The sequence below is a fragment of the Acinetobacter sp. CY05 genome, from assembly GCF_059515805.1.
On record NZ_JCAKMW010000011.1, the window covers coordinates 24,903 to 45,298 of the forward strand.

Below are 20,396 nucleotides of genomic sequence, written 5' to 3' on the forward strand. Positions count from 1 at the left end.
AAAAGCCTATTGCGCTCAGCTTGAAACATTTTCTTATGATTTTTTTTTCATTCAACACACTGACATACTATAAAATCGATCTTAGACTTAAGTCTATATTGTTTATAATTTAGGCGAAATTGCCCGTAAAAAAGCACCATCATTTATTGATAAAATAATGGTGCCCTTGATCTGACTGGTGAGTCGTAAAAAATTATTCTGTGTCGCGGCTAAAGCCCAAATAAAATACTCGGGTTAAAAGTTCCATAAACTTAGAAACCGCTATAGATGAACTGTTTTTACGGTAGCTAACATACAAGTCTAGATGCGGTAGCTCTACATCTAAAGGGCGAATCACCGTATTGCTCATCGTGAGCGGTGCAATGTAGCCCGGTAAAATGGTGCAACCTAAACCCATACCAATGGAGTTGATATTAAACAGAATATTGTCAGCTTTTTGCACAATATTTAGTTCAATATTATTGGCCTTGGTAAAATCTAAAATTAAGTTATGCAGTGTTTGTGACTGTTCTGCGGAAGGAATGATAAAATCTATACCATTCAATGCTTTAACAGGGATGCGCTCGTATTTTGCCAGCGGGTGGTCTTTCGGTAAAATAAAGATGAGAGGCTCACGCAACACAAATTGACTTTCAATTTCATCACTTTGTAGGCTTTGGCGAGTAAAAGTGATATCTAATTCACCTTTTTTAATCGCTTTACTCTGATCTGAGTTATTCATACTCAGCAATTCAATCTTCAGATCAGAATTTTGCACCCGTAAGTTAGGTAGTACATAAGGGAAGATTTTCATCTCAGCTACAGGTACAAAACCAATGCGTAACATTTGCTGTTTGGCTTGTGACACTTGGCGCGCCATCGCCACTGCCTTGTCTGCTTGAGCTAGCGTCAAACGGGCTTGTTCTAAGAACACAGCACCTTCTTCCGTGAGTTCAACCTTACGCTTAGTACGGTGTAATAACTTGACACCCACATCTTCTTCTAAGTCTTTAATTTGCTGACTTAATGAAGGTTGTGCTGTGAAAAGTTTTAAAGCCGCTTTACTGAAGTTAAGTTCTTCAGCCACGGTAATAAAATATCGAAGGTGTCGTAATTCCATATCACCAGTCCCAAAGAGTAATCCAAAAAATGTCTTACTATGATTTCTGTTTAGTATAATCTATAAACAACTATTAGGTGAAGATGATTCTACCATTTAGAAAATAAATGCTTAGTGTAAGTATATGAGTGTTTCTGGCGCGAGGATGATTTATTTAATAATTCTTAAAATCTCTTAATTGAAACAAAAAAAATATTTCACTAAGAGTGCTCAAAAAACGATTATCGTCGCAAGTTGAGTCTATTACTTTTTGTGCCGTTACCGGACACAGGAGAACTTTTCATGAGTGGAAAAATTGATGTGCGCGAAATCGACGCTCTAGTCGATGCACAAAATGGTCGTGTTACGCCATCTATCTATACTGATCCAGACATCTATGAATTAGAACTCGAACGTGTGTTCGGTCGTACATGGTTGTTCTTATGTCACGAAAGCCAAATTCCAAAGGCGGGTGACTTCTTCAATACCTATATGGGTGAAGATCCAATTATTGTGGCACGTCAAAAAGACGGCTCAATCAAAGCATTCTTAAACCAATGCCGTCACCGTTCTATGCGTGTGAGCTTTGCAGACTGTGGTAACACACGTGCATTCACTTGCCCATACCACGGCTGGTCTTACGGTATTGATGGTTCTTTAAAAGATATCCCGCTTGAAGAGCGTGCATTCCCACATGGTGCTTGTAAAGAGCAATGGGGTCTAGTTGAAGTGAACCGTGTTGAGTCTTACAAAGGCTTAATCTTTGGTTGCTGGGATGAGAGCACACCTGATCTTCTTGATTACATGGGTGATATCGCTTGGTACTTAGATGGCGTAGTTGATCGTCGTCCAGGTGGTACTGAAATCATCGGTGGTGTACACAAGTGGGAAATCGAATGTAACTGGAAGTTTGCGGCTGAACAGTTCGCATCTGACCAATACCATGCATTATTCTCTCACGCATCTGCGATTCAAGTCCTTGGCGCAAAACCAGATGACGAAGCATCTAAAAAACTAGGTGCTGCGCAAACTGCACGTCCTGTATGGGAAACTGCCAAAGATGCACTTCAATACGGTTCACGTGGTCACGGTTCAGGTTTCTTCTTTACAGAAAAACCAGATGCAAACGTATGGGTTGATGGTGAAGTAGCCAACTACTTCCGTGAAACTTACGAAGAAGTAAAAGAACGTTTAGGTGAAGTACGTGCATTGCGTCTTGCAGGTCACAACACCATGTTCCCAACCATGTCTTGGTTGAACGGTACTGCAACACTTCGCGTATGGCACCCACGTGGTCCAAATAAAACTGAAGTTTGGGCATTCTGTATTGCAGATGCTGAAGCATCGCAAGAAGTAAAAGAAGCATTTGAACGTTCTGCGACACGTGCTTTTGGTCCTGCTGGTTTCCTAGAGCAAGATGACTCTGAGAACTGGATTGAAATCCAAAAAGTTTTACGTGGTTATAAAGCGCGTCAAAACAAACTCATTATGGAAATGGGTAAAGGCAACGAAAAAGTACGTGAAGATGGTATCCCAGGTATCACTAACTATATTTTCTCTGAAACAGCAGCACGTGGTATGTACCGCCGCTGGGCAGATTTATTAATCCATGAAAAATGGGAAGACGTGGAAAAAGCAGCTGACGAATACGAGAAGGAGCTTATGAAATGAGTCAAATCAGCTTAGAACTTCATCACCAAATTAGTCAGTTCCTCTATCGTGAAGCAAAATTGCTTGACGATTGGAAATTCCGCGACTGGTTAGATACGTTAGCTGAAGACATTTCTTATACGCTACGTACCACGCCAAACGCTCAAACGCGTGACCGTCGTCGTTCGGTTGAACCGCCTACAACTTGGGTGTTCAACGATACGAAAGATCTTTTAGAACGTCGTGTTGCTCGTCTTGAAACAGGTATGGCTTGGGCTGAAGAGCCTCCATCACGTACCACACATATGGTATCAAACGTGATTGTTGAGCCGACTGAAGTAGAAGGCGAATACGATGTGTACGTGACTTATCTTCTATATCGTACGCAAAAAGAGAAAGACGTTGTCATTTATTGCGGTAAACGTCATGACAAGATCCGTAAAGTTGAAGGCGGCTTAGGCTTCCAAATCTTCAACCGTAAGATCACGCTTGACCAAGTTACCTATAACTCACATAACCTGAGTGTGTTCTTCTAATGAATAAGATTTTTGTTTGCCAAGTTGACGAGTTAGACGAAGGCGAAGCGCTAAAAGTAGATTGCGGCGTAAATGGTATTGAAGCACTTGCTGTATTTAACAACGGTGGCGAATTCTTCGCGATGAATGATAAATGCAGCCACGGTAACGCTTCTATGTCTGAAGGTTACCTAGAAGATGATGGCACTGTTGAATGCCCATTACATTCAGCACGTTTTTGTTTAAAAACAGGTCAAGCATTATGTCTACCTGCAACTGATCCAATCCAAACTTTCCCAGTGATTGTTGAAGATGGTCAATTGTTCGTAGAAATGGCAGGAGAGTAAGCATGGGTTGGCTACAAGGTGAAGTTGCACTGATCACAGGTGGTGGTTCAGGTTTAGGCTGGGCATTGGTTGAGCGTTTTATTGAGGAAGGTGCACAGGTTGCAGTTCTTCAGCGCTCAAAAGAAAAAGTCGCAGCTTTAAATGAGCACTTTGGTGGTAAGGTTCTTGCAATTGAAGGTGATGTAGCCAACTATGCCGATAACGTTCGTGCTGTTCAAGCGACAGTAGAGCGTTTTGGCAAACTCGATTGTTTTGTGGGTAATGCGGGTATTTGGGATCACTACGCGGATATCGTGAATACTTCAGGTGAGCAACTTGAAAAAGCGTTTGATGAAATCATGGGCATTAACACCAAGTCGTTAATCCTTGGTGCGAAGGCTGCGCTTGATGCATTGATCGCTTCTGAAGGTTCTATCATATTTACTTTGTCTAATTCAGCATTGTACTCAGCTGGCGGAGGCCCTGTATATACAGCGTCTAAGCATGCTGGTGTCGGTATTATGAAAGAATTAGCCTATGAGCTTGCGCCTAAAGTACGAGTGAACGCGGTTGCACCGTCAGGTATGAATGTCAATATCAAAGGTGCAGCATCACTTGGTCAAGAAAATCTTGGTCTGCTTGATGCACGTGATCCTGAGAAAATTGCCCGTGGTATGCCACTGAACTTCTTACCAGAACCAGAAGATATGACGGGTTCATATGTGTTATTAGCATCTCGTGCCAATAACCGCCCGCTCACTGGTGTATTAATTAATGCAGAATGCGGTTTGGGTATTCGTGGTTTACGTCAACCACGTGCTGGTTTCTTTGACGAGATCTAATATTCAACGAACTTCCCTTGGCAGCCTTTTGGCTGCCTTCCGTTTAGGAGTCTTACATGGCCGTTAAACTTATTTGTGCATCGCACAGTCCTTTAATGGAATTTGCTTCACCGCAAGAAAAATATAAAGAAGAAAAAGTGCGCGAAACTTTTGCCAAGCTTGCAAAAGAAGTTGAAGACTATAATCCAACCTTAATCATTACCTTTGGTCCTGATCACTTTAATGGCTTCTTCTACGATTTGATGCCAAGTTTCTGTGTGGGTATTCGTGCCAAAGCAGCAGGTGACTGGGATTATGGTAAAGACAACGACCATATTAATGTTCCTGAAGAAACAGCTATCAATCTCGTCCGTCGTGTATTAGATGAAGGTGTTGATGTTGCGTATTCATATCGCATGCAAGCCGATCACGGTGTAACACAACCATTACATTTCTTATGTGGTGGTGAGCTTGATCGTTACCCAACGATTCCAGTATTTATTAATGGCGCTGCAGCACCAATGCCAACCACGAAGCGTACCATTGCTTTAGGTCGTGCTGTAGGTCAATTTATCAAATCTTTAAACCTTGAAAACGAACGCGTTCTTGTTTTGGGTACAGGCGGTTTGTCACATGATCCACCTACACCGCAAATGGGTGCTGTACCACCAGAAGTGGAAGAGTTCTTAATTGCGGGTCGTAACCCAACCCCTGAAGCACGTAATGCACGTCAAGGTAAAATCATTGCTGTGGGTCAAAAATTAGCTGCTGGTGACAAATCTGTTGCTGTGCCATTAAACCCAGAGTGGGATCGTGCTTTACTTGAAACCTTCAAGAAAGCTGATTTTGCCGCGATGGAAGCGATGACAGAAGCTGAAATCCGTCGTGATGGTGGTCGTGGTGGTCAAGAAGTTCGTTCATGGATGGCTGCATTTGCTGCATTACATGAAGTGGGCGAATATGAAATGACTGCACACTGCTACGAAGACATTAGCGAGTGGATTGCAGGCTTTGGTATCGTATCTGCAGAATTGAAATAAGGAAAAGCACATGAGCGTTGAAACCATCGTTATTGTTGGTGCTGGTCAAGCCGGTGCTAGCGCAATTTTAGAACTTCGTGCTAATAAATACGAAGGTAAAATCATCTTAGTGGGCGATGAAACTCATCTTCCTTATGAGCGTCCACCGCTATCTAAAGATGTAATTCTAAAACCTGAAGAGACTAAAATCGAAATCTTGTCAGAAGAAAAACTGGCAGAGCTTGGTGTTGAAGTCATTCGTGGCAATGGCGTGGTTAAAATTAATAGCGACGCGAAAACTGCTGAACTTAAAAATGGCGATGTGATTGCATTTGACAAGTTATTACTTGCCACTGGCGGTGCAGCACGTCGTTTGCCAAACTTTGATGCGCTCGGCAAGCACGTTTACACGCTGCGTAATCTTGAAGATTCACAAGCCCTTGTTCCTGTATTACAAAAAGGTCAACGTATCATCTTAATTGGTGGTGGTGTCATTGGCCTTGAGCTTGCATCATCTGCACGTTACAAAGAGTGTGACGTCACAGTGATCGAAATGGGTCCAATGGTGATGGGTCGTTCATCACCACGCGTGTTAAGCGAATTCTTACTTGCACAGCAACAACTTGCAGGTGTAGATGTTCGTTTGTCGACTTCAATCGCTGACTGCAAATTAGATGGCGAAGAAATCGTAGTGACTTTAGCAGATGGCGAAGAGTTACGTGCAGATGCTGTAGTTTACGGTATTGGTATTGTGCCAAATGCGCAACTTGCAGTTGAAGCAGGTTTGGACGTTGATTTTGCCATTAAAGTCAATGAAAACTGCCAGACTTCACATCCTGACATTTATGCAGCAGGTGATGTTGCAACTCAGCTTCGTGACTGTGGTAACCACCGCCGTGTTGAAACGTGGGAAAATGCCAACCTTCAAGCAGGCCTCTTTGCACGTCATGTGATGGGTGTTGAGCATCCTGCAGTTAATCCTGCATGGTTCTGGACTGATCAGTTGAATATCAACTATCAGTTTGTTGGTGATATGGCCGCTGCTGAATGGCAAGTTCGTGGTGAAATCAATCCTGAGCTACGTGAGCAATCATCATTTGTATTGTTTGGTGTAACGGATGGCATCATTGTGGGTGGTATTACAGTCAATGCTGCCAAAGAAATGCGTCACTTGAAAAAGCTGATTAGCAAAAATGCCGCTTTTGAAGCAGACAAATATTTGGATCTTAGCCAAGATCTTCGTAAATTGGTGAAGTAACTTTGTTGTTATAAATCGTTTACAAAAGGGCAGACCTTGGGCAACCTAGGTCTGCTTTTTTATGCCTGTTTTATTTTCTGTCGAGGCATGACCATGCTATGCGTTAGTGTATATGGCAATGTCCTATTTTGATTTGCATGACTGTTGAGCTGATATGAATTCAAATTCCTCGCCCATGATCGTTACCGCTAGTATTTATGCCTTATTGGTACTTATTTGGGCGACCACACCTTTAGCCATTGTCTGGAGTGTGGCAGAAGTACATCCAATGTGGGTGCTGATTATTCGCTATTTTGGCGCATGTGTGATTGCCTTGGCTCTGCTTGGCATCATGCGCAATCCTTTACCATTTGATCGTACTTCGCTTAAAAGCTATGTGGCAGGCAGCCTCAATTTAATTGGTGCACAGCTGTTTATTTACTTGGCGGCCAATTACTTAACTTCCGGTTTAATGGCGCTGATTTTTGGTTTTTCACCACTGATAGCCGGTCTTATTGGACATGTAATCTTAAAAACCCATAAATTGGTGTGGCTGCAATGGCTGGGGATGGCAATTGCGGTGGCAGGCTTGAGTTTTGTCTTTGCAGATTCTGCCGATAGTAAAGTTAACCCGTGGGGGGTGGTATTCATGCTGATTAGTATGCTGTCCTACATTAGCTCGATCTTTTGGGTGAAACAAATTAATGCACCACTTAAACCCATGTCACAGGCCACTGGTTCATTGTTGGTGTCTGCGTTTGGGTCATTACTGTTGATTCCATTTATTTGGCAGCATTTTCCAACTCAAATGCCAAGTGTGCAAGCATGGTTGGGCTTTGGCTTTACCATGATCATGTCATCTATTGTGGCAATGTTGTGTTATTTCTGGCTCATTCGTCGTTTAAGTGCATCAACAGTATCTTTAAGTAACGTAATGACCCCGATCATTGCTTTGATTCTCGGCGCAACTTTGAATCATGAACATATTAGCTCACATGCCTTTATAGGTGTGTCTGTTGTGATGTGCGGTATTGTGCTGTATTTCTTTAAAGAATGGCGTGAACAATATCTAAAACGCTAAGCTGATGTGCTTTTTTGCTCTAGCAACAAAAACACTCACTAAATTTTAAAAAAGTTTAGTTAAGATAAATCAAGCGCAGTATTTTAAAGCAGCATTTTTTCGCTGTTTGATGCAAAAAGTGTGGCACTATGGCAAAGTGCACTCAATATGCAATAAAAGCCAAACTTCGTTCGCCTAAACCATGCTTAGAACTTGGATGACATGAAACAAGATTTACAACAACATCATTTCCAATTGCCGACGCTTTCTTGTTGGACGCACACTTGGCGTCAACCGACGTCAAATTATTTACACTCAGATCATCACGATGGTCAGGTGTTTTTTAATCCAGGCAATGCGCCTGAGGCACCAAGCCGTGGCAGTTTGGTCAAATGGCTGTTACGTCGTAAGCGAACAACTTGGAAAGTGGATTATTCAGCCGAGCTAGAACAACGGCTTGCGCCGGGTCGGGTCGTGCCGCATGAACGCCCACATGCTCACCTAGATGACTGGCAAGTTTGGTTTATTGGTCATGCCACCGCCTTAATTCAAATAGGTCCTTATAACTTCTTAACCGATCCGATTTGGGCTGAGTTTGCCGGTCCTCAGCAGGGCCGTGGACCTAAACGTGCCTGTCCTGCGGGAATTGCTTTAGACGAGCTTCCACCCATTGATGCTGTGCTAATCAGCCATAACCATTATGACCATATGGATTTAGCCACCTTAACGTGGCTACATGAAAAGTTTGCGATGCCGATTTTTACCGGTTTAGGCAATGCTAGCTATTTACCTAAAGAGTTTGATGTGGTTGAGTTGGATTGGTGGGAATGGCAAGAATTTGGTGATTTTAAAATTGTCTTTACCCCAGCACAGCATGCCTCTGGACGTGGCTTACGCGATTATAATCGCGCACTTTGGGGGGGCTTTGTGATTAAGCATGGGGTGGACTATTGCTTTTTTGCAGGGGATACAGGTTATTCCAATCATTTTAAAACCATTCATCAGCGTCTAGGTCCACCACGCGTGGCATTACTGCCTGTCAATTGCTATGAAGAAAAAGATGTCTTACGTTACTTACATTTAAGCCCTGAGGATGCCTTTCAGGCACATAAGGATTTACATTCTAAATGTTCAGTGGCGGTGCGTTATCGTACTTTCCAAATTAATCGAGAGGGACGGGAACAGCCTGAACATGAATTGCATAAAGTCATGCAAAAAACCTCAAAATTTATTAATCCGTTTTATTGTTTGCATGAAGGTAAAAAAATTATCGTGTAAAAAAACCGCCATACTGGCGGTTTTTTTAAAGCTGACTCTAAGTCTTAGAGTAAACCAGGATTGCCTTGCGCAGGGTCTGTAGCACGTGCTGCTTGTGCATCTGCAACTGTCATGCCTAGTGCTTTTGCAACGCCTTCACCATACGCTGGGTCACATAAGAAACAGTTGCGAATATGACGATATTTAATAAAGTCTAAAGCGTCGCCCATCGCGGCAGCTGTATTATTAAATAAGGCTTGTTTTTGCTCATCATTCATCAGGTTGAATAACGCGCGTGGTTGGCTAAAGTAATCATTATCGTCTTCACGATAATCCCAAAAATCAGCATCGCCTGTGATTTTCAGTGGTGGTTCTTTATATTGCGGTTGTTCTTGCCATTGGCTAAAGCTGTTTGGTTCATAGTGCGGTAGGGCACCATAGTTACCATCCATACGGCCTTGACCATCACGGCGGTTAGAATGTACAGGGCAACGTGCTGCATTAACCGGAATCTGCGCATGATTAACGCCAACACGGTAGCGTGCAGCATCGGCATAGTTAAATAAACGTGCTTGTAACATACGGTCAGGTGAGAAGCTGATGCCTGGAACTAAGTTACTCGGCGCAAATGCCGCTTGCTCAACGTCTTGGAAGTAGTTTTCAGGATTACGATTGAGCTCGAACTCACCCACTTCAATCAGTGGATAATCACCTTTAGGCCAAACTTTGGTTAAATCAAATGGGTGGTAAGGTACTTTTTCCGCATCAGTCTCTGGCATGATTTGCACATACATGGTCCATTTTGGAAAATCCCCACGTTCAATTGCGTCAAATAAGTCAGTTTGTGAACTTTCACGATCTTTGGCAATAAGTGCTTCAGCCTCGGCATCAGTTAGGTTTTTAATACCTTGTTGAGTACGCATGTGGAATTTGACCCAAAAGCGTTCATTGTTGGCATTAATAAAACTAAAGGTATGACTACCAAAACCATGCATATGACGGTAACCATCTGGAATACCACGATCAGACATCACAATAGTGACTTGATGTAGAGCTTCAGGCAGTAAAGTCCAAAAATCCCAGTTGTTGGTGGCACTGCGTTTATTGGTTTTCGGGTCGCGTTTTACCGCTTTGTTTAAATCTGGGAATTTACGTGCATCGCGTAAGAAGAAGACAGGGGTGTTGTTTCCGACTAAATCCCAGTTGCCTTCTTCGGTATAAAACTTCATCGCGAAGCCACGGATATCACGTTCAGCATCTGCTGCACCGCGTTCCCCTGCGACTGTAGAGAAACGTACAAAGATCTCAGTTTTTTTGCCGATTTCTGAGAATAATTTAGCGCGGGTATATTGGCTAATGTCGTGAGTGACCGTGAAAGTACCAAATGCACCTGAACCTTTGGCATGCATACGACGCTCAGGAATGACTTCACGGACAAAATTAGCCAGCTTTTCATTGAGCCATAAATCTTGGGCTAAAAGTGGGCCACGTGGCCCTGCGGTCATACTATTTTGGTTGTCGACTACAGGTGCACCTGCGTCAGTCGTTAAATGGGTCACAGGACATTTTTTTATGTCGTTGCTCATGATGTTGCTCCCTTTTTATTGTCATGGGATTTAAAAAAATCAGAGAAATATAAAGATCAATAACAGCTTAACGCCGATAGACATTAACTCTTTTGTTAACTGATTTTAAAGGGTCGATGTGACAGATTAAGGTCACAGTTTTAGTGTATAAAGTCGTATTGAGGACTGTTTTTCTCAGCCTATTGCTTAATTTTATCGCAAAATCCCAGTTTTTCCCAATGGGATATTTGATTTTGATCAAGTGGTTAATTCGATGATTTAAATTTTTGATTATTAAGCATTTATAAATAGTATATCTATAAATAATATGTTTGAATAAGCAGAAACCAAACAAAGACGCCTCAGTTTTTTTATTTTCTGCTTGAAATTTAAACTTAAAGCTGCAATATAACGCTTTACTATTAACTTTATCTCAATGAGGATATGCAATGGCTAAGAAAAAACAGCCTGAAGTGATTGTGCATAATTTTGTGGCAAAACATATGCATGAAGTTAACAAAAGCCAAGTATTTGTAGACCGTAAAAAGAATGCCAAACGCGGTTATAGCAAATACAAAAAAGGGGGATACTCAAATGAATATCTCCCTTTTTTATGCGCGGCTTAAACGCTGACTAAACGATTGGTTTTAACCATATCGGATAAACCATGGGTTTTAAAATAATATTCAACCCAGCTTTTGACCATAAGTGGATTATTCATTTTTAAGACTTTGTCGAGTAAAGCTTCAGCATCGCTCATGGGAACATGACAAATAGCTTTACGTACACGCAAAATATTACTTGAACTCATCGACAGTGTATTAAAACCCATTGCCATTAACAAAACTGCTGACAGTGGATCACCGGCCATTTCACCGCATAAGCTGATGGGTTTATCGTATTTATGACATTCTTTAACTAAGCGGCTTAAAGCACGTAATACCGAAGGATGGAAGTGTGAATAGACGTTGGCCACGCGCGGATTATTACGATCAACTGCGAGTAAATATTGGGTTAAGTCATTGGATCCTACAGAGAAGAAATCCACCAGTTCTGCAAATTCTTCAATTTGTAATAAGACGCTTGGTACTTCGACCATAATGCCAATTTTAGGTTTTTGAATTTTGACCTGTTCTTCTTCTTGTACCGCATGCCAATCACGATCAAGCAAATACAAGGCTTCTTCGACTTCGCTGACGCTGGTGATCATCGGTAATAAAATATGCAGATTGTTCAAACCAATACTGGCTTTGAGCATCGCGCGAATTTGCGCAGAAAAAATTTCGGGATGATCAAGCGTAAAGCGAATACCACGCCAACCCAATGCTGAGTTTTCTTCTTCAATAGTGAAATAAGGTAAGTCTTTATCAGCACCAATATCTAAGGTACGCATCACCACGGGTTTATTGGCAAAGTGACTGAGTTGCTGGCGGTAAATGGTACGCTGTTCTTCTTCACCGGGGAAGCGATCACGCAGCATAAACGGAATTTCAGAGCGATATAAGCCTACGCCTTTAGCACCGCGCTGTACTCCACGCACCACATCAATCATTAGGCCCGTATTCACAAACAGCTTGACTGCTACACCATCTGGTGTGATGGCATCGCGGGTTTCGTATTGACGTAAGTCTTTAGCAATTTGCTCTTCTTCTTTTTGAATCTCTTTATAACGCGCACGTAAACGCCGTGGCGGATTAATAAATACTCGCCCTTGATGGGCATCAACAATCATCTCGACATCATCAAGACTATTAATCGGCAGTTCAGTGACACCCACCACTGTTGGAATACCGAGCGCACGCGCTACAATCACCATATGCGAGTTCATCGCGCCTTCAGTGGTGACAATGGCAGCAATTTTATCTACTGGTAGTTCTACCAATGCGGCTGTAGAAATCTCTTCGCCAATTAAAATACTTTCATCGGTCAGTTCACGGTGGCTGGCATCGGCCTCTTGTAAAAAGGCCAAAATACGCCGCCCTAAATCTTTAAGATCTGAAACCCGTTCGCGTAAATACTCATCTTCCATTTGTGCAAATAAAGCGGTATGTTTTTCAATCACTAAACGCACCGCACCTTGTGCCCAATTGCCATCGCGAATTTCGTCTTTAATTTCCGCAGGCAAGGCGTTTTCATCCAGCATACGTAAAAACACACTAAACAAAGCGCGCTCTTCTGCCATTAAAGCATCTTGCATTTTGTCATCGAGTGACTGGATTTCACTACGTACTGCGGCTACAGCATGATCGAGTAAGGCCAATTCTTCACTAATATCATCGGCTTCACGATCCGGTACCGCAGCTAAATCAGCAGGCGGATACAAGATAATGGCACGGCCCAAAGCAATACCGCCTGAGCCTGCAACCCCTTGGAAGGTTTTATAGGCAGGTAAGTTATTGGGTTTACGAAACACATCAATATTACCCACGGCATGTGCATGGGCAATCACGCCTGAGAGCTGGGCGCAAAGTGTCACTAAAAAAGATTCTGCTGCTTCACTAAAATCTTGTTTTTCTTTATTTTGCACCACCAGTACGCCCATAACCTTACGGCGATACATGACAGGTACGCCTAAAAATGAGCTATACAGTTCTTCACCGGTTTCTGGCAAATACAGAAAACGCTCGTGGCTGGGCGCATCATCTAAATTGACAATTTCTTCACGTTGTCCGACTAAACCAATTAAACCCTCACTGGTTTGCAGGGAAACATGACCTACCGATTCAGACTTTAAGCCCTTAGAGGCCATCAGCACATAGCGTTGATTGCGTTCATCTAATAAATAGATCGAACAGACATCGACATGCATGGCTTCAGCGACTTGATTGACCATAATATCTAAAGATTCATGCAAACTGGTGGACGCATTGATCTCTTGTACAATGCGTCTTAAGGTATCCAGTTGCATATTCGACATAAAGGCCACTCCCAATCCTAAGGGGTTAAATTTCAATTTTATTTATAACAAGACTGGCATAAAAAATCTGCACCCATGACAGATTTTTTTAAGGTTTGGCAACAGGCAACTGCTGACACAGTTCCACCATCGCTTTACGGTATACGTCACGTTTGAAGTTGACAACTTGACCAAGCGGATACCAGTAACTGACCCATTGCCATTGATCAAATTCAGGTGGATCGGAAAGATTCAACTGAATATTTTGTACAGGCGCGGTCAGCTTAAGCAAAAACCACTTCTGTTTTTGACCAATACATACGGGGTCTGAATCCGTTCGGATATACCGATGTGGCAAACGATAACGCAGCCAACCTTTCGTTTGCGCTATTATCTGGACGTGTTCGGGCAGTAAGCCAACTTCTTCTCTTAGCTCACGATAAAGTGCTTGCTCCGGGGTTTCTCCAAATTGGATACCACCTTGTGGAAATTGCCATGCATTGTGACCAATGCGTTTTGCCCATAAAACTTGTCCAGAATCGTTTGCCAAAATGATCCCGACATTGGGTCGGAAACCTTCAGAGTCGATCATTTGGCTACCTAAAATATGTGTAATTTATCTCTTTGCCTTCGGGGATTGTTATTTCTTTGTCCAACACGAAAAAAGCAAAGTTTAAAAATATTAAAACTGCTATGATCTTAACGAATTTCTATCGACTAGCCGAGATAGATTTACATTTTTTTTCTTAAATTTCAGCTTTTACGAGTATTTTCATGAAATTGGCACTGTTTGATCTCGACCATACCTTATTGAATACCGATTCAGACCATTCTTGGGGTGAATTTTTAGTAAATGAAGGCTTGGTTGATCCAGTACGTCACCGTGCCATGAATGATAAGTTTTATGACGACTATAAAGCTGGTCAACTTGATCCGATTGCCTATAACGAATTTGTGTTTGAGTTTTTAACCCAGCATGACCATGCTTATTTAACTGAACTGCATGAATTATTTATGCAAAAAGTCATTCGTGCACAAATGCGTCCTGAAGGTTTTAAAGCCATTCAAGCCCATAAAGAGGCAGGTCATCAGTTGGTAGGCATTACCGCAACTTCAGACTTTATTACTGCGCCCATCTTCCGTGAATTTGGCATTACTGAAATCATTGCCACCAATGCAGAAGTCATGGATGGTAAATACACAGGTAAAGTGATTAATACGCCGTGCTATCAACAAGGCAAACTTACTCGTCTAGATCAATGGTTACAAGGACGTGATGTGACTGAATCTTGGGCCTACTCAGATTCGATTAATGACCGCTTCTTACTTGAATATGCCGATCATGCCATTGCTGTGAATCCTGATGACCGTTTAGAAACGCTTGCTAAACAACAAGGCTGGGATGTTCAAGACTGGTCAATTTAAGCTGATTTGGATGCAAATAAAAGCACTCATGATGAGTGCTTTTTTACATTTTTCTACCGATCAAAACAAAAAATTGCGTATTCTAAGCTGAGACAGATCAATAAAAATAAGGAGAAAAACATGAATCACGTCCGCCCACGCATGACCCATTTATTTGAGCAATTAGGATTAGATAGTTCAGAAGAGGGTATCGCTTTATTTATTAGCACCCATCAACTCAATGCCCATACCAAAATTACCCAAGCGGATTATTGGAGCGAAGCGCAGCGCCAATTTTTAGCTGAAAAAATCAAATCTGATGGTGAATGGGCCATTATTGTAGATCAACTGAATGAATCCTTACATGAAGATTCTCTAACCAAATAATCGATCGAAGATGAGTTCTACCTGCTTAGGATTGAAGTGGGTAGAGCATCTGTCTATTGCCTCATCAATGCACATCTAACACAGCCTTAGCATCAAGATGATGTGAGCGCTCATCTGTTGTTGATGGTTTAAGCTGTGTAAAAAGTTACGGATAACAACAAAATAAAAAATAAGGAGAAAAAATGGGTACTTTAGCAATCATCATCTCATTGGTATTACTGATGTTTTTTGCCTATCGAGGTATTTCAGTGTTGATTTTGGCCCCGATTATGGCAGCCGTTGCCATCGTCCTCTCGGGTGACATGGTCTACATGATGCCGCAGTATACTGAAACATTTATGGCGGCTTTGGGCGGCTATATTTTAAAATTCTTTCCTATTTTTTTGTTAGGTGCTTTATTTGGACAACTGATGGTGGATTCAGGTTCCGCCTCGAGTATTTCAAACTGGATCATGCAAAAATTAGGTCATAAACGCGCCATTTTGACGGTTGTGTTAGCCTGTGGTGTATTAACTTATGGCGGGGTGTCACTTTTTGTGGTGGCGTTTGCAATTTATCCAATTGCGAAATCTATGTTTCAAGCGGCCAATATTCCCAAGCGCTTAATTCCTGGGGCGATTGCGTTAGGCTCATTTACCTTTACCATGACCGCACTACCGGGTTCACCTTCCATTCAAAATGCGATTCCAATTCCATTTTTTGCCACCAATGTATTTGCCGCGCCGGGTATAGGCATTATTTCTGGCTTGATTATGTTTGCTTTAGGTTGTATGTGGTTACAAAGCCGTGCCAATAAAGCACGTAAAAACGGCGAAGGCTATGGCATTGATACCCAAGAAGCAGAAAAGTTAGAAAATGGTGTGAGTTCACAAGGTGAAATGCCGGTATTTTTGGCATTTTTACCTTTACTGCTCGTAATTGGCGTCAATGCTGTATTCACCTATCTAATTTTTCCAAATATGGACTTTAGTTCATTGCAACAACTTTATCCGAAATTAGAACCAACTAAACAAACTGGTTTATGGGCTTTAGTGATTGCCTTAGTGGTGGCCTGTTTAAGCTTAATTTTATTACGTTTAGGTAAATGGAATAACCTGAAGGAAACGGTAAATAAAGGCGCTTTGGGTTCAATGTTACCTATTTTTAATACAGCGTCTGAGGTGGGTTATGGGGCAGTGATTGCGTCTTTGGCAGGTTTTATCATCATTCGCGACATGGTGCTCAATGTATCGAGTAATCCATTGATTTCAGAAGCGATTGCCATGAATGTTTTGGCAGGGATTACTGGTTCTTCTTCAGGGGGGATGTCGATTGCATTATCGACTTTAGGGGCTGATTACTTGGCAATGGCAAATGCCGCGGGTATTAATCCTGAATTACTACACCGTATTGCCGCTTTGGCTGCAGGCTGTTTGGATACTTTACCTCATTCAGGTGCAGTGATTACTTTATTGTCAATTTGTGGCATGACTCACAAACAATCTTATGCCAATGTAGCCATGTGCACGGTATTGATTCCAATGGTTTCTTTAACGGTGGCCATTACTTTGGGGACATTGTTTGGTTCATTTTAAATAAGCGCCTTAGAGGCGCTTTTCTTGGTTTAGCTTTTGCGTCGCCACAGCGTGACTTCACTTAAACTGTGTTGGAATTTGCGTGCAGTTTCACGAATGACAAATTCCACATGCTGTGGTGCTTCAATTAAATCAAAATGCGGACTAAGCAAGGCTTTGAGTCCATCTAGCGTGGTAAAATTTTCTGCATCCTGTTTAAAGCCACCAATCCATTCGCTACGTTCGGTATGCTCCGTGAGCCAGGTATAAGGCGAGGTTAACATCAATACACCGCCCACATTTAAACGTTGATGGACTGTTGTTAAGAACGCTTTAGGATGATGCAGACGATCAATTAAGTTGGCCGCTAAAATAAAATCGTAACCGCTAAATTGGGGCTTTAAGTTACAGGCATCGCCTTGGAAAAAGGCGACTTTATCTGCCACTTGATCTAAACCCAAATGATGGAGTTGGCAAGATTTATGTTCCACTAAATCGCCTTCTAAGCAGATGCTATAGTGCAACGTTTGTTGCTTGGCTAATTGTACGCCGTGTTGAATAAAGCGTGCCGAAAAATCAATGCCGGTGACCTGATCAAAATAATGTGCCAGTTCGAAGCTGGCCCGTCCAGTGGCACAGCCTAAATCTAGGGCTTGAGCTTTGTTAAGTTCAGGTAGTTTTTGCATGGCCAGTTGTACTAAGGTTTTCGCAAAATTAGCCACGCCAAAATATTCTGGGCCGTATTGGAACTCTAAGTATTCGGCTGCAAGCTTATCGGTTTCATAATGCGATTGAATAGGATTGAGCTCTTGTTCAGCCATGACATAACGAAAACCGGCATGTTGGAAAAAATGTCGTCTAAAGGCATAACGTGCGGAATGTAAAATTTCATTACCACTAGAGATCCATGAACCGCCTTTTATCAGATTATGTTGACCATCAAAAGTTGGGGTGGTGAAATCATCATAAATTGGATGGACCTGAAAACCATCAAAAGGGTAGATGGGTGTTTCAGTCCATTGCCAGACATTACCTTGCACATCGTAGAAATCGCCATGCGCAAACTGATGGACAGGGCATGCAGAGGCTGCCAGTTTGAGTTGCAAATTGGCCTGTTGTTGAATCTGTTCTGGGCTTAAGCCCGTGCTTTGATAAAGGGCATACCACTCATCTTCACTGGGTAAGCGAATTTTTTGTGCGGTAAGTTGACTTTTCCAATTACAAAATGCTTTAGCTTCATGAAAGTTGACTTCTACTGGCCAGTCCCAAGGCATAGGCACCATTTCGGTCATCAAACGCAACTGCCAACCTTGTGCAGACTGTTGCCAAAAGGTGGGATGTTTGACCTGTGAGAATTTAAGCCACTCGCGCCCTTCATCTGTCCACAGCTCGGTTTGTGTATAACCATCATCCTCAACAAATGCCAAAAACTCTTGGTTACTCACCAAATAGCGACTGGCACTAAATGCTGCAACTTGCGCTTTATGAATGCCATATTCATTATCCCAACCATAATACGGGTTGGCTTGGGTCTTGTATAAACAGATGTCGCTGGCAGCGACAGGCAACAAGGTATTTTGCGGTGCGCTATGTTGCTGAGTAAAAGCACGCCAAGCAGAATGGGGTTGGACATAATCTAGTTTTTGCTGCCGAATTAAAACAGAGGAAGTTTCCAAATGAATGCGTTCATGCTCAATGCCCATCAGAATCGGCCAACATGGATGTTGCCAATTGACCGGTGTTTGCATAGCAATACGATCAATGACTTCAAGTACGATCTGTTTAACTTGTTGCCGATACGCATGTACTGCAGCAATACTGGGCCAATCATAATGACGATGATCCAAATCATCCCAACTCATTTCATCTACCCCTACAGCAAACAGTGATTCAAAGTGTGGATGAACGCGTTCGGTAATCAATTTGGCTAATAATAATTTATTGATAAAAAAGCTTGCGCTATGACCATAATAAAAAATTAATGGATGACGCAAAGGAATAGCTTTTTCATAAAAGCCCTCTGGTTTTAAACAATCGAATAAGGACTCATAACAGGCAAAGGTTTCTAAAAAATAGTCACGAATATCTTGGCGTAATTGTTCAGGGTCGGATTGTTGTAAATTGGGAGAGAAATGAAGTTCAGTCGCTCGCTCTAAAACGCGTTGGTGCATACACTGCTCCGCTTGTTATTATTAAAAAAGACCAGCCGAGGCTGATCTTTTTAATGTACGCGAAGTTATTTTTGTTGTGTGTAAACAAATTTTAATTGCTGTGATGAGGCGACATGAGATTTACCAAAGCTTGTGCAGCTTTTGATTGGCTACGTCCCGGATGCCATACCATACCCAATTGGCGGTGCATTTCTAAATTAATATCGAGTTGTTGCAGTTCTTCACTAACCATTGTTTTAGGCAAGACTGACCAACCTAGACCAATAGAGACCAACATCCGAATAGACTCAAGTGGATTGTTGCTCATAGTGACTTTAGGCTTGACCCCTTGCTTTTCAAATTCCGCTAAAGTGATTTGCGAGGTATAGGTTTGTGCAGCAGGTAATAAACTTGGGTAGGCAATTAGATCTTGCAAGCTTAGATCACGTTGACTGGCTAATGGATGAAAAGGTGCAGCCACGAACACCAAAGGATCATTCCAGATCGTCACATATTTTAAACGACTGTCTAATTGCGGCGGTAGCGTTAAAAAAGCCAGCTCTAAATCGCCTGCGAGCACTTGTTCATGGGCTTGCTCTGAATCTACAAAACGTACATCTAAACGTACATTTGGATAATCTTGCGCATAACGACGTAAATGATGCGGCAAATGATGCAAGCCAATATGATGACTAGTGCCCAGCTTTAACTTACCTTGCACTTCGTTTTGTTCGTGACTTAAAGTATGGTGAATATCACCTAGTTCATTGAGCCAGTTTTTAACTTTGGGCAATAGCGAGTGTGCTGCATGGGTCGCTTGTACACCACGTCCAGCAGATTCAAATAGCTTAACGCCAAAGTATTCTTCTAAACTATGAATACGTTTTGTCACAGCGGGTTGGGTAATAAACAGCTGATCAGCTGCCATCGAAATTGAACCCGTTTCCATCACTTTGACAAAGGCTTCAAAGGCTGCAAGATTCATAAGCGCTTATCCATAAAGTTTTTTTATGCTTATTTCATTATTTATAAGTTTTTATGTTTAAGCAAAGAAAAAATGCACAATTTGCGTCAAAATATGATCACTTGACTCACTATTTAGTCATGGTTTTATCTATTGGTAAAATTGCTACAAAAAAAGGCCACTAAAATCAGTGACCTTTTACGGAGCAGTTAGTTTTTTATGCATCTTGCATGGCTTGATTTTTTTTATCCCATACCCGCTCATGGAAGAAGTAAGCGACAGCTTGAATGGTGGGTTCTAAAATACTTAAGGTCATTGCCATCCAAATACTGCCTGTGACAAAGTAGCCCACTAACATCGCAACTGTAATGTGCATGATGTAGTAGCTTAAGGTCTTTTTAAACATACGTTGGTTTTGGTCAACAAAGTTTTGAATATGTGCCATGTTGCTGCTCCTCAAAATGCTATTCATGTGCCGATAAGTAAATCATAAGCATTCTCATTTAATTTGTAA

19 protein-coding genes are annotated in these 20,396 nt (G+C 42.0%); 12 read left to right on the forward strand and 7 right to left on the reverse strand.

Going from position 1 to position 20,396, the window contains the following annotated elements; genetic code table 11:
• Nucleotides 1-193: 193 nt before the first annotated feature.
• Nucleotides 194-1,099 (reverse strand): DNA-binding transcriptional regulator HcaR, encoded by a 906-nt coding sequence (gene hcaR, locus AC5YCD_RS09235; protein ID WP_496129764.1) that lies wholly within the window; start codon nucleotides 1,097-1,099, stop codon nucleotides 194-196.
• A 282-nt stretch (nucleotides 1,100-1,381) separates the two neighbouring features.
• Between hcaR and hcaE the strand changes: the two genes are divergently transcribed.
• The 8 genes from hcaE (at nucleotide 1,382) to AC5YCD_RS09275 (ending at nucleotide 8,984) form a co-directional block, all read left to right on the forward strand.
• Nucleotides 1,382-2,749 (forward strand): 3-phenylpropionate/cinnamic acid dioxygenase subunit alpha, encoded by a 1,368-nt coding sequence (gene hcaE / locus AC5YCD_RS09240; protein ID WP_496129765.1) that lies wholly within the window; start codon nucleotides 1,382-1,384, stop codon nucleotides 2,747-2,749.
• On the forward strand, nucleotides 2,746-3,264 hold the full coding sequence (hcaF, locus tag AC5YCD_RS09245) for a 3-phenylpropionate/cinnamic acid dioxygenase subunit beta (RefSeq protein WP_122898779.1): 519 nt from the start codon (nucleotides 2,746-2,748) through the stop codon (nucleotides 3,262-3,264). Before hcaE ends, hcaF begins: the two co-directional genes overlap by 4 nt.
• Nucleotides 3,264-3,590, forward strand: a complete 327-nt coding sequence (hcaC, locus tag AC5YCD_RS09250; protein WP_496129766.1) for a 3-phenylpropionate/cinnamic acid dioxygenase ferredoxin subunit — start codon at nucleotides 3,264-3,266, stop codon at nucleotides 3,588-3,590. Before hcaF ends, hcaC begins: the two co-directional genes overlap by 1 nt.
• Nucleotides 3,591-3,592: 2 nt before the next feature.
• Complete coding sequence (gene hcaB, locus AC5YCD_RS09255; RefSeq protein ID WP_496129767.1) at nucleotides 3,593-4,411, forward strand: 3-phenylpropionate-dihydrodiol/cinnamic acid-dihydrodiol dehydrogenase; 819 nt, start codon at nucleotides 3,593-3,595, stop codon at nucleotides 4,409-4,411.
• A 56-nt stretch (nucleotides 4,412-4,467) separates the two neighbouring features.
• Nucleotides 4,468-5,430 (forward strand): 3-carboxyethylcatechol 2,3-dioxygenase, encoded by a 963-nt coding sequence (locus AC5YCD_RS09260; RefSeq protein ID WP_496129768.1) that lies wholly within the window; start codon nucleotides 4,468-4,470, stop codon nucleotides 5,428-5,430.
• A gap of 10 nt (nucleotides 5,431-5,440) precedes the next feature.
• Nucleotides 5,441-6,667 carry a 3-phenylpropionate/cinnamic acid dioxygenase ferredoxin--NAD(+) reductase subunit gene (gene hcaD, locus AC5YCD_RS09265; protein WP_496129769.1) on the forward strand — a complete coding sequence of 409 codons (1,227 nt, stop codon included), beginning with the start codon at nucleotides 5,441-5,443 and terminating at the stop codon, nucleotides 6,665-6,667.
• Between the two features lie 154 nt (nucleotides 6,668-6,821).
• Nucleotides 6,822-7,727, forward strand: coding sequence for a DMT family transporter (locus tag AC5YCD_RS09270; RefSeq protein WP_496129770.1), 906 nt, complete (start codon nucleotides 6,822-6,824; stop codon nucleotides 7,725-7,727).
• Nucleotides 7,728-7,928: 201 nt separating this feature from the next.
• Nucleotides 7,929-8,984: an MBL fold metallo-hydrolase gene (locus AC5YCD_RS09275; RefSeq protein WP_496129771.1), complete on the forward strand. Its 1,056-nt coding sequence runs from the start codon at nucleotides 7,929-7,931 to the stop codon at nucleotides 8,982-8,984.
• Between the two features lie 44 nt (nucleotides 8,985-9,028).
• Here the strand turns inward: AC5YCD_RS09275 and AC5YCD_RS09280 are convergent, their stop codons facing one another.
• On the reverse strand, nucleotides 9,029-10,549 hold the full coding sequence (locus AC5YCD_RS09280; protein WP_496129772.1) for a catalase: 1,521 nt from the start codon (nucleotides 10,547-10,549) through the stop codon (nucleotides 9,029-9,031).
• A 428-nt stretch (nucleotides 10,550-10,977) separates the two neighbouring features.
• Between AC5YCD_RS09280 and AC5YCD_RS09285 the strand changes: the two genes are divergently transcribed.
• Complete coding sequence (locus AC5YCD_RS09285) at nucleotides 10,978-11,154, forward strand: DUF7230 family protein (protein ID WP_496129773.1); 177 nt, start codon at nucleotides 10,978-10,980, stop codon at nucleotides 11,152-11,154.
• Here the strand turns inward: AC5YCD_RS09285 and ptsP are convergent.
• Nucleotides 11,151-13,445 (reverse strand): phosphoenolpyruvate--protein phosphotransferase, encoded by a 2,295-nt coding sequence (ptsP, locus tag AC5YCD_RS09290; protein WP_496129774.1) that lies wholly within the window; start codon nucleotides 13,443-13,445, stop codon nucleotides 11,151-11,153. The two genes, AC5YCD_RS09285 and ptsP, sit on opposite strands and share 4 nt — an antisense overlap.
• 88 nt (nucleotides 13,446-13,533) lie before the next feature.
• The gene (locus AC5YCD_RS09295; RefSeq protein WP_496129775.1) at nucleotides 13,534-14,016 is read right to left on the reverse strand and encodes an RNA pyrophosphohydrolase; all 483 of its coding nucleotides are present in this window, start codon (nucleotides 14,014-14,016) and stop codon (nucleotides 13,534-13,536) included.
• Nucleotides 14,017-14,198: 182 nt separating this feature from the next.
• On the opposite strand from AC5YCD_RS09295, the gene AC5YCD_RS09300 reads away from it, so the two are divergent.
• The 3 genes from AC5YCD_RS09300 (at nucleotide 14,199) to AC5YCD_RS09310 (ending at nucleotide 16,789) form a co-directional block, all read left to right on the forward strand.
• Nucleotides 14,199-14,849 (forward strand): HAD family hydrolase, encoded by a 651-nt coding sequence (locus AC5YCD_RS09300; protein WP_496129776.1) that lies wholly within the window; start codon nucleotides 14,199-14,201, stop codon nucleotides 14,847-14,849.
• A gap of 120 nt (nucleotides 14,850-14,969) precedes the next feature.
• On the forward strand, nucleotides 14,970-15,215 hold the full coding sequence (locus tag AC5YCD_RS09305; protein ID WP_496129777.1) for a DUF2789 domain-containing protein: 246 nt from the start codon (nucleotides 14,970-14,972) through the stop codon (nucleotides 15,213-15,215).
• A 182-nt stretch (nucleotides 15,216-15,397) separates the two neighbouring features.
• Nucleotides 15,398-16,789, forward strand: a complete 1,392-nt coding sequence (locus AC5YCD_RS09310; RefSeq protein WP_496129778.1) for a GntP family permease — start codon at nucleotides 15,398-15,400, stop codon at nucleotides 16,787-16,789.
• A 29-nt stretch (nucleotides 16,790-16,818) separates the two neighbouring features.
• Here AC5YCD_RS09310 and ovoA read toward each other — a convergent pair whose 3' ends face one another.
• The 3 genes from ovoA to AC5YCD_RS09325 form a co-directional block, all read right to left on the reverse strand.
• A complete protein-coding gene (gene ovoA / locus AC5YCD_RS09315; protein WP_496129779.1) occupies nucleotides 16,819-18,939 on the reverse strand; it encodes a 5-histidylcysteine sulfoxide synthase in 2,121 nt (706 codons plus the stop codon).
• Nucleotides 18,940-19,030: 91 nt separating this feature from the next.
• Nucleotides 19,031-19,903: a LysR family transcriptional regulator gene (locus tag AC5YCD_RS09320; protein ID WP_496129780.1), complete on the reverse strand. Its 873-nt coding sequence runs from the start codon at nucleotides 19,901-19,903 to the stop codon at nucleotides 19,031-19,033.
• Nucleotides 19,904-20,099: 196 nt separating this feature from the next.
• On the reverse strand, nucleotides 20,100-20,327 hold the full coding sequence (locus tag AC5YCD_RS09325) for a DUF2061 domain-containing protein (RefSeq protein ID WP_496129781.1): 228 nt from the start codon (nucleotides 20,325-20,327) through the stop codon (nucleotides 20,100-20,102).
• Nucleotides 20,328-20,396: the final 69 nt, after the last annotated feature.

Coding starts and splice junctions, on each gene's coding strand:
- AC5YCD_RS09280 (WP_496129772.1), bottom strand. CDS start 10,549: ATGAGCAACGACATAAAAAAATGTCCTGTGACCCATTTAACGACTGAC.
- AC5YCD_RS09270 (WP_496129770.1), top strand. CDS start 6,822: ATGAATTCAAATTCCTCGCCCATGATCGTTACCGCTAGTATTTATGCC.
- AC5YCD_RS09295 (WP_496129775.1), bottom strand. CDS start 14,016: ATGATCGACTCTGAAGGTTTCCGACCCAATGTCGGGATCATTTTGGCA.
- AC5YCD_RS09300 (WP_496129776.1), top strand. CDS start 14,199: ATGAAATTGGCACTGTTTGATCTCGACCATACCTTATTGAATACCGAT.
- AC5YCD_RS09305 (WP_496129777.1), top strand. CDS start 14,970: ATGAATCACGTCCGCCCACGCATGACCCATTTATTTGAGCAATTAGGA.
- hcaD (WP_496129769.1), top strand. CDS start 5,441: ATGAGCGTTGAAACCATCGTTATTGTTGGTGCTGGTCAAGCCGGTGCT.
- AC5YCD_RS09325 (WP_496129781.1), bottom strand. CDS start 20,327: ATGGCACATATTCAAAACTTTGTTGACCAAAACCAACGTATGTTTAAA.
- ptsP (WP_496129774.1), bottom strand. CDS start 13,445: ATGTCGAATATGCAACTGGATACCTTAAGACGCATTGTACAAGAGATC.
- AC5YCD_RS09285 (WP_496129773.1), top strand. CDS start 10,978: ATGGCTAAGAAAAAACAGCCTGAAGTGATTGTGCATAATTTTGTGGCA.
- hcaR (WP_496129764.1), bottom strand. CDS start 1,099: ATGGAATTACGACACCTTCGATATTTTATTACCGTGGCTGAAGAACTT.
- hcaB (WP_496129767.1), top strand. CDS start 3,593: ATGGGTTGGCTACAAGGTGAAGTTGCACTGATCACAGGTGGTGGTTCA.
- AC5YCD_RS09320 (WP_496129780.1), bottom strand. CDS start 19,903: ATGAATCTTGCAGCCTTTGAAGCCTTTGTCAAAGTGATGGAAACGGGT.
- hcaF (WP_122898779.1), top strand. CDS start 2,746: ATGAGTCAAATCAGCTTAGAACTTCATCACCAAATTAGTCAGTTCCTC.
- hcaC (WP_496129766.1), top strand. CDS start 3,264: ATGAATAAGATTTTTGTTTGCCAAGTTGACGAGTTAGACGAAGGCGAA.
- AC5YCD_RS09310 (WP_496129778.1), top strand. CDS start 15,398: ATGGGTACTTTAGCAATCATCATCTCATTGGTATTACTGATGTTTTTT.
- AC5YCD_RS09275 (WP_496129771.1), top strand. CDS start 7,929: ATGAAACAAGATTTACAACAACATCATTTCCAATTGCCGACGCTTTCT.
- ovoA (WP_496129779.1), bottom strand. CDS start 18,939: ATGCACCAACGCGTTTTAGAGCGAGCGACTGAACTTCATTTCTCTCCC.
- AC5YCD_RS09260 (WP_496129768.1), top strand. CDS start 4,468: ATGGCCGTTAAACTTATTTGTGCATCGCACAGTCCTTTAATGGAATTT.
- hcaE (WP_496129765.1), top strand. CDS start 1,382: ATGAGTGGAAAAATTGATGTGCGCGAAATCGACGCTCTAGTCGATGCA.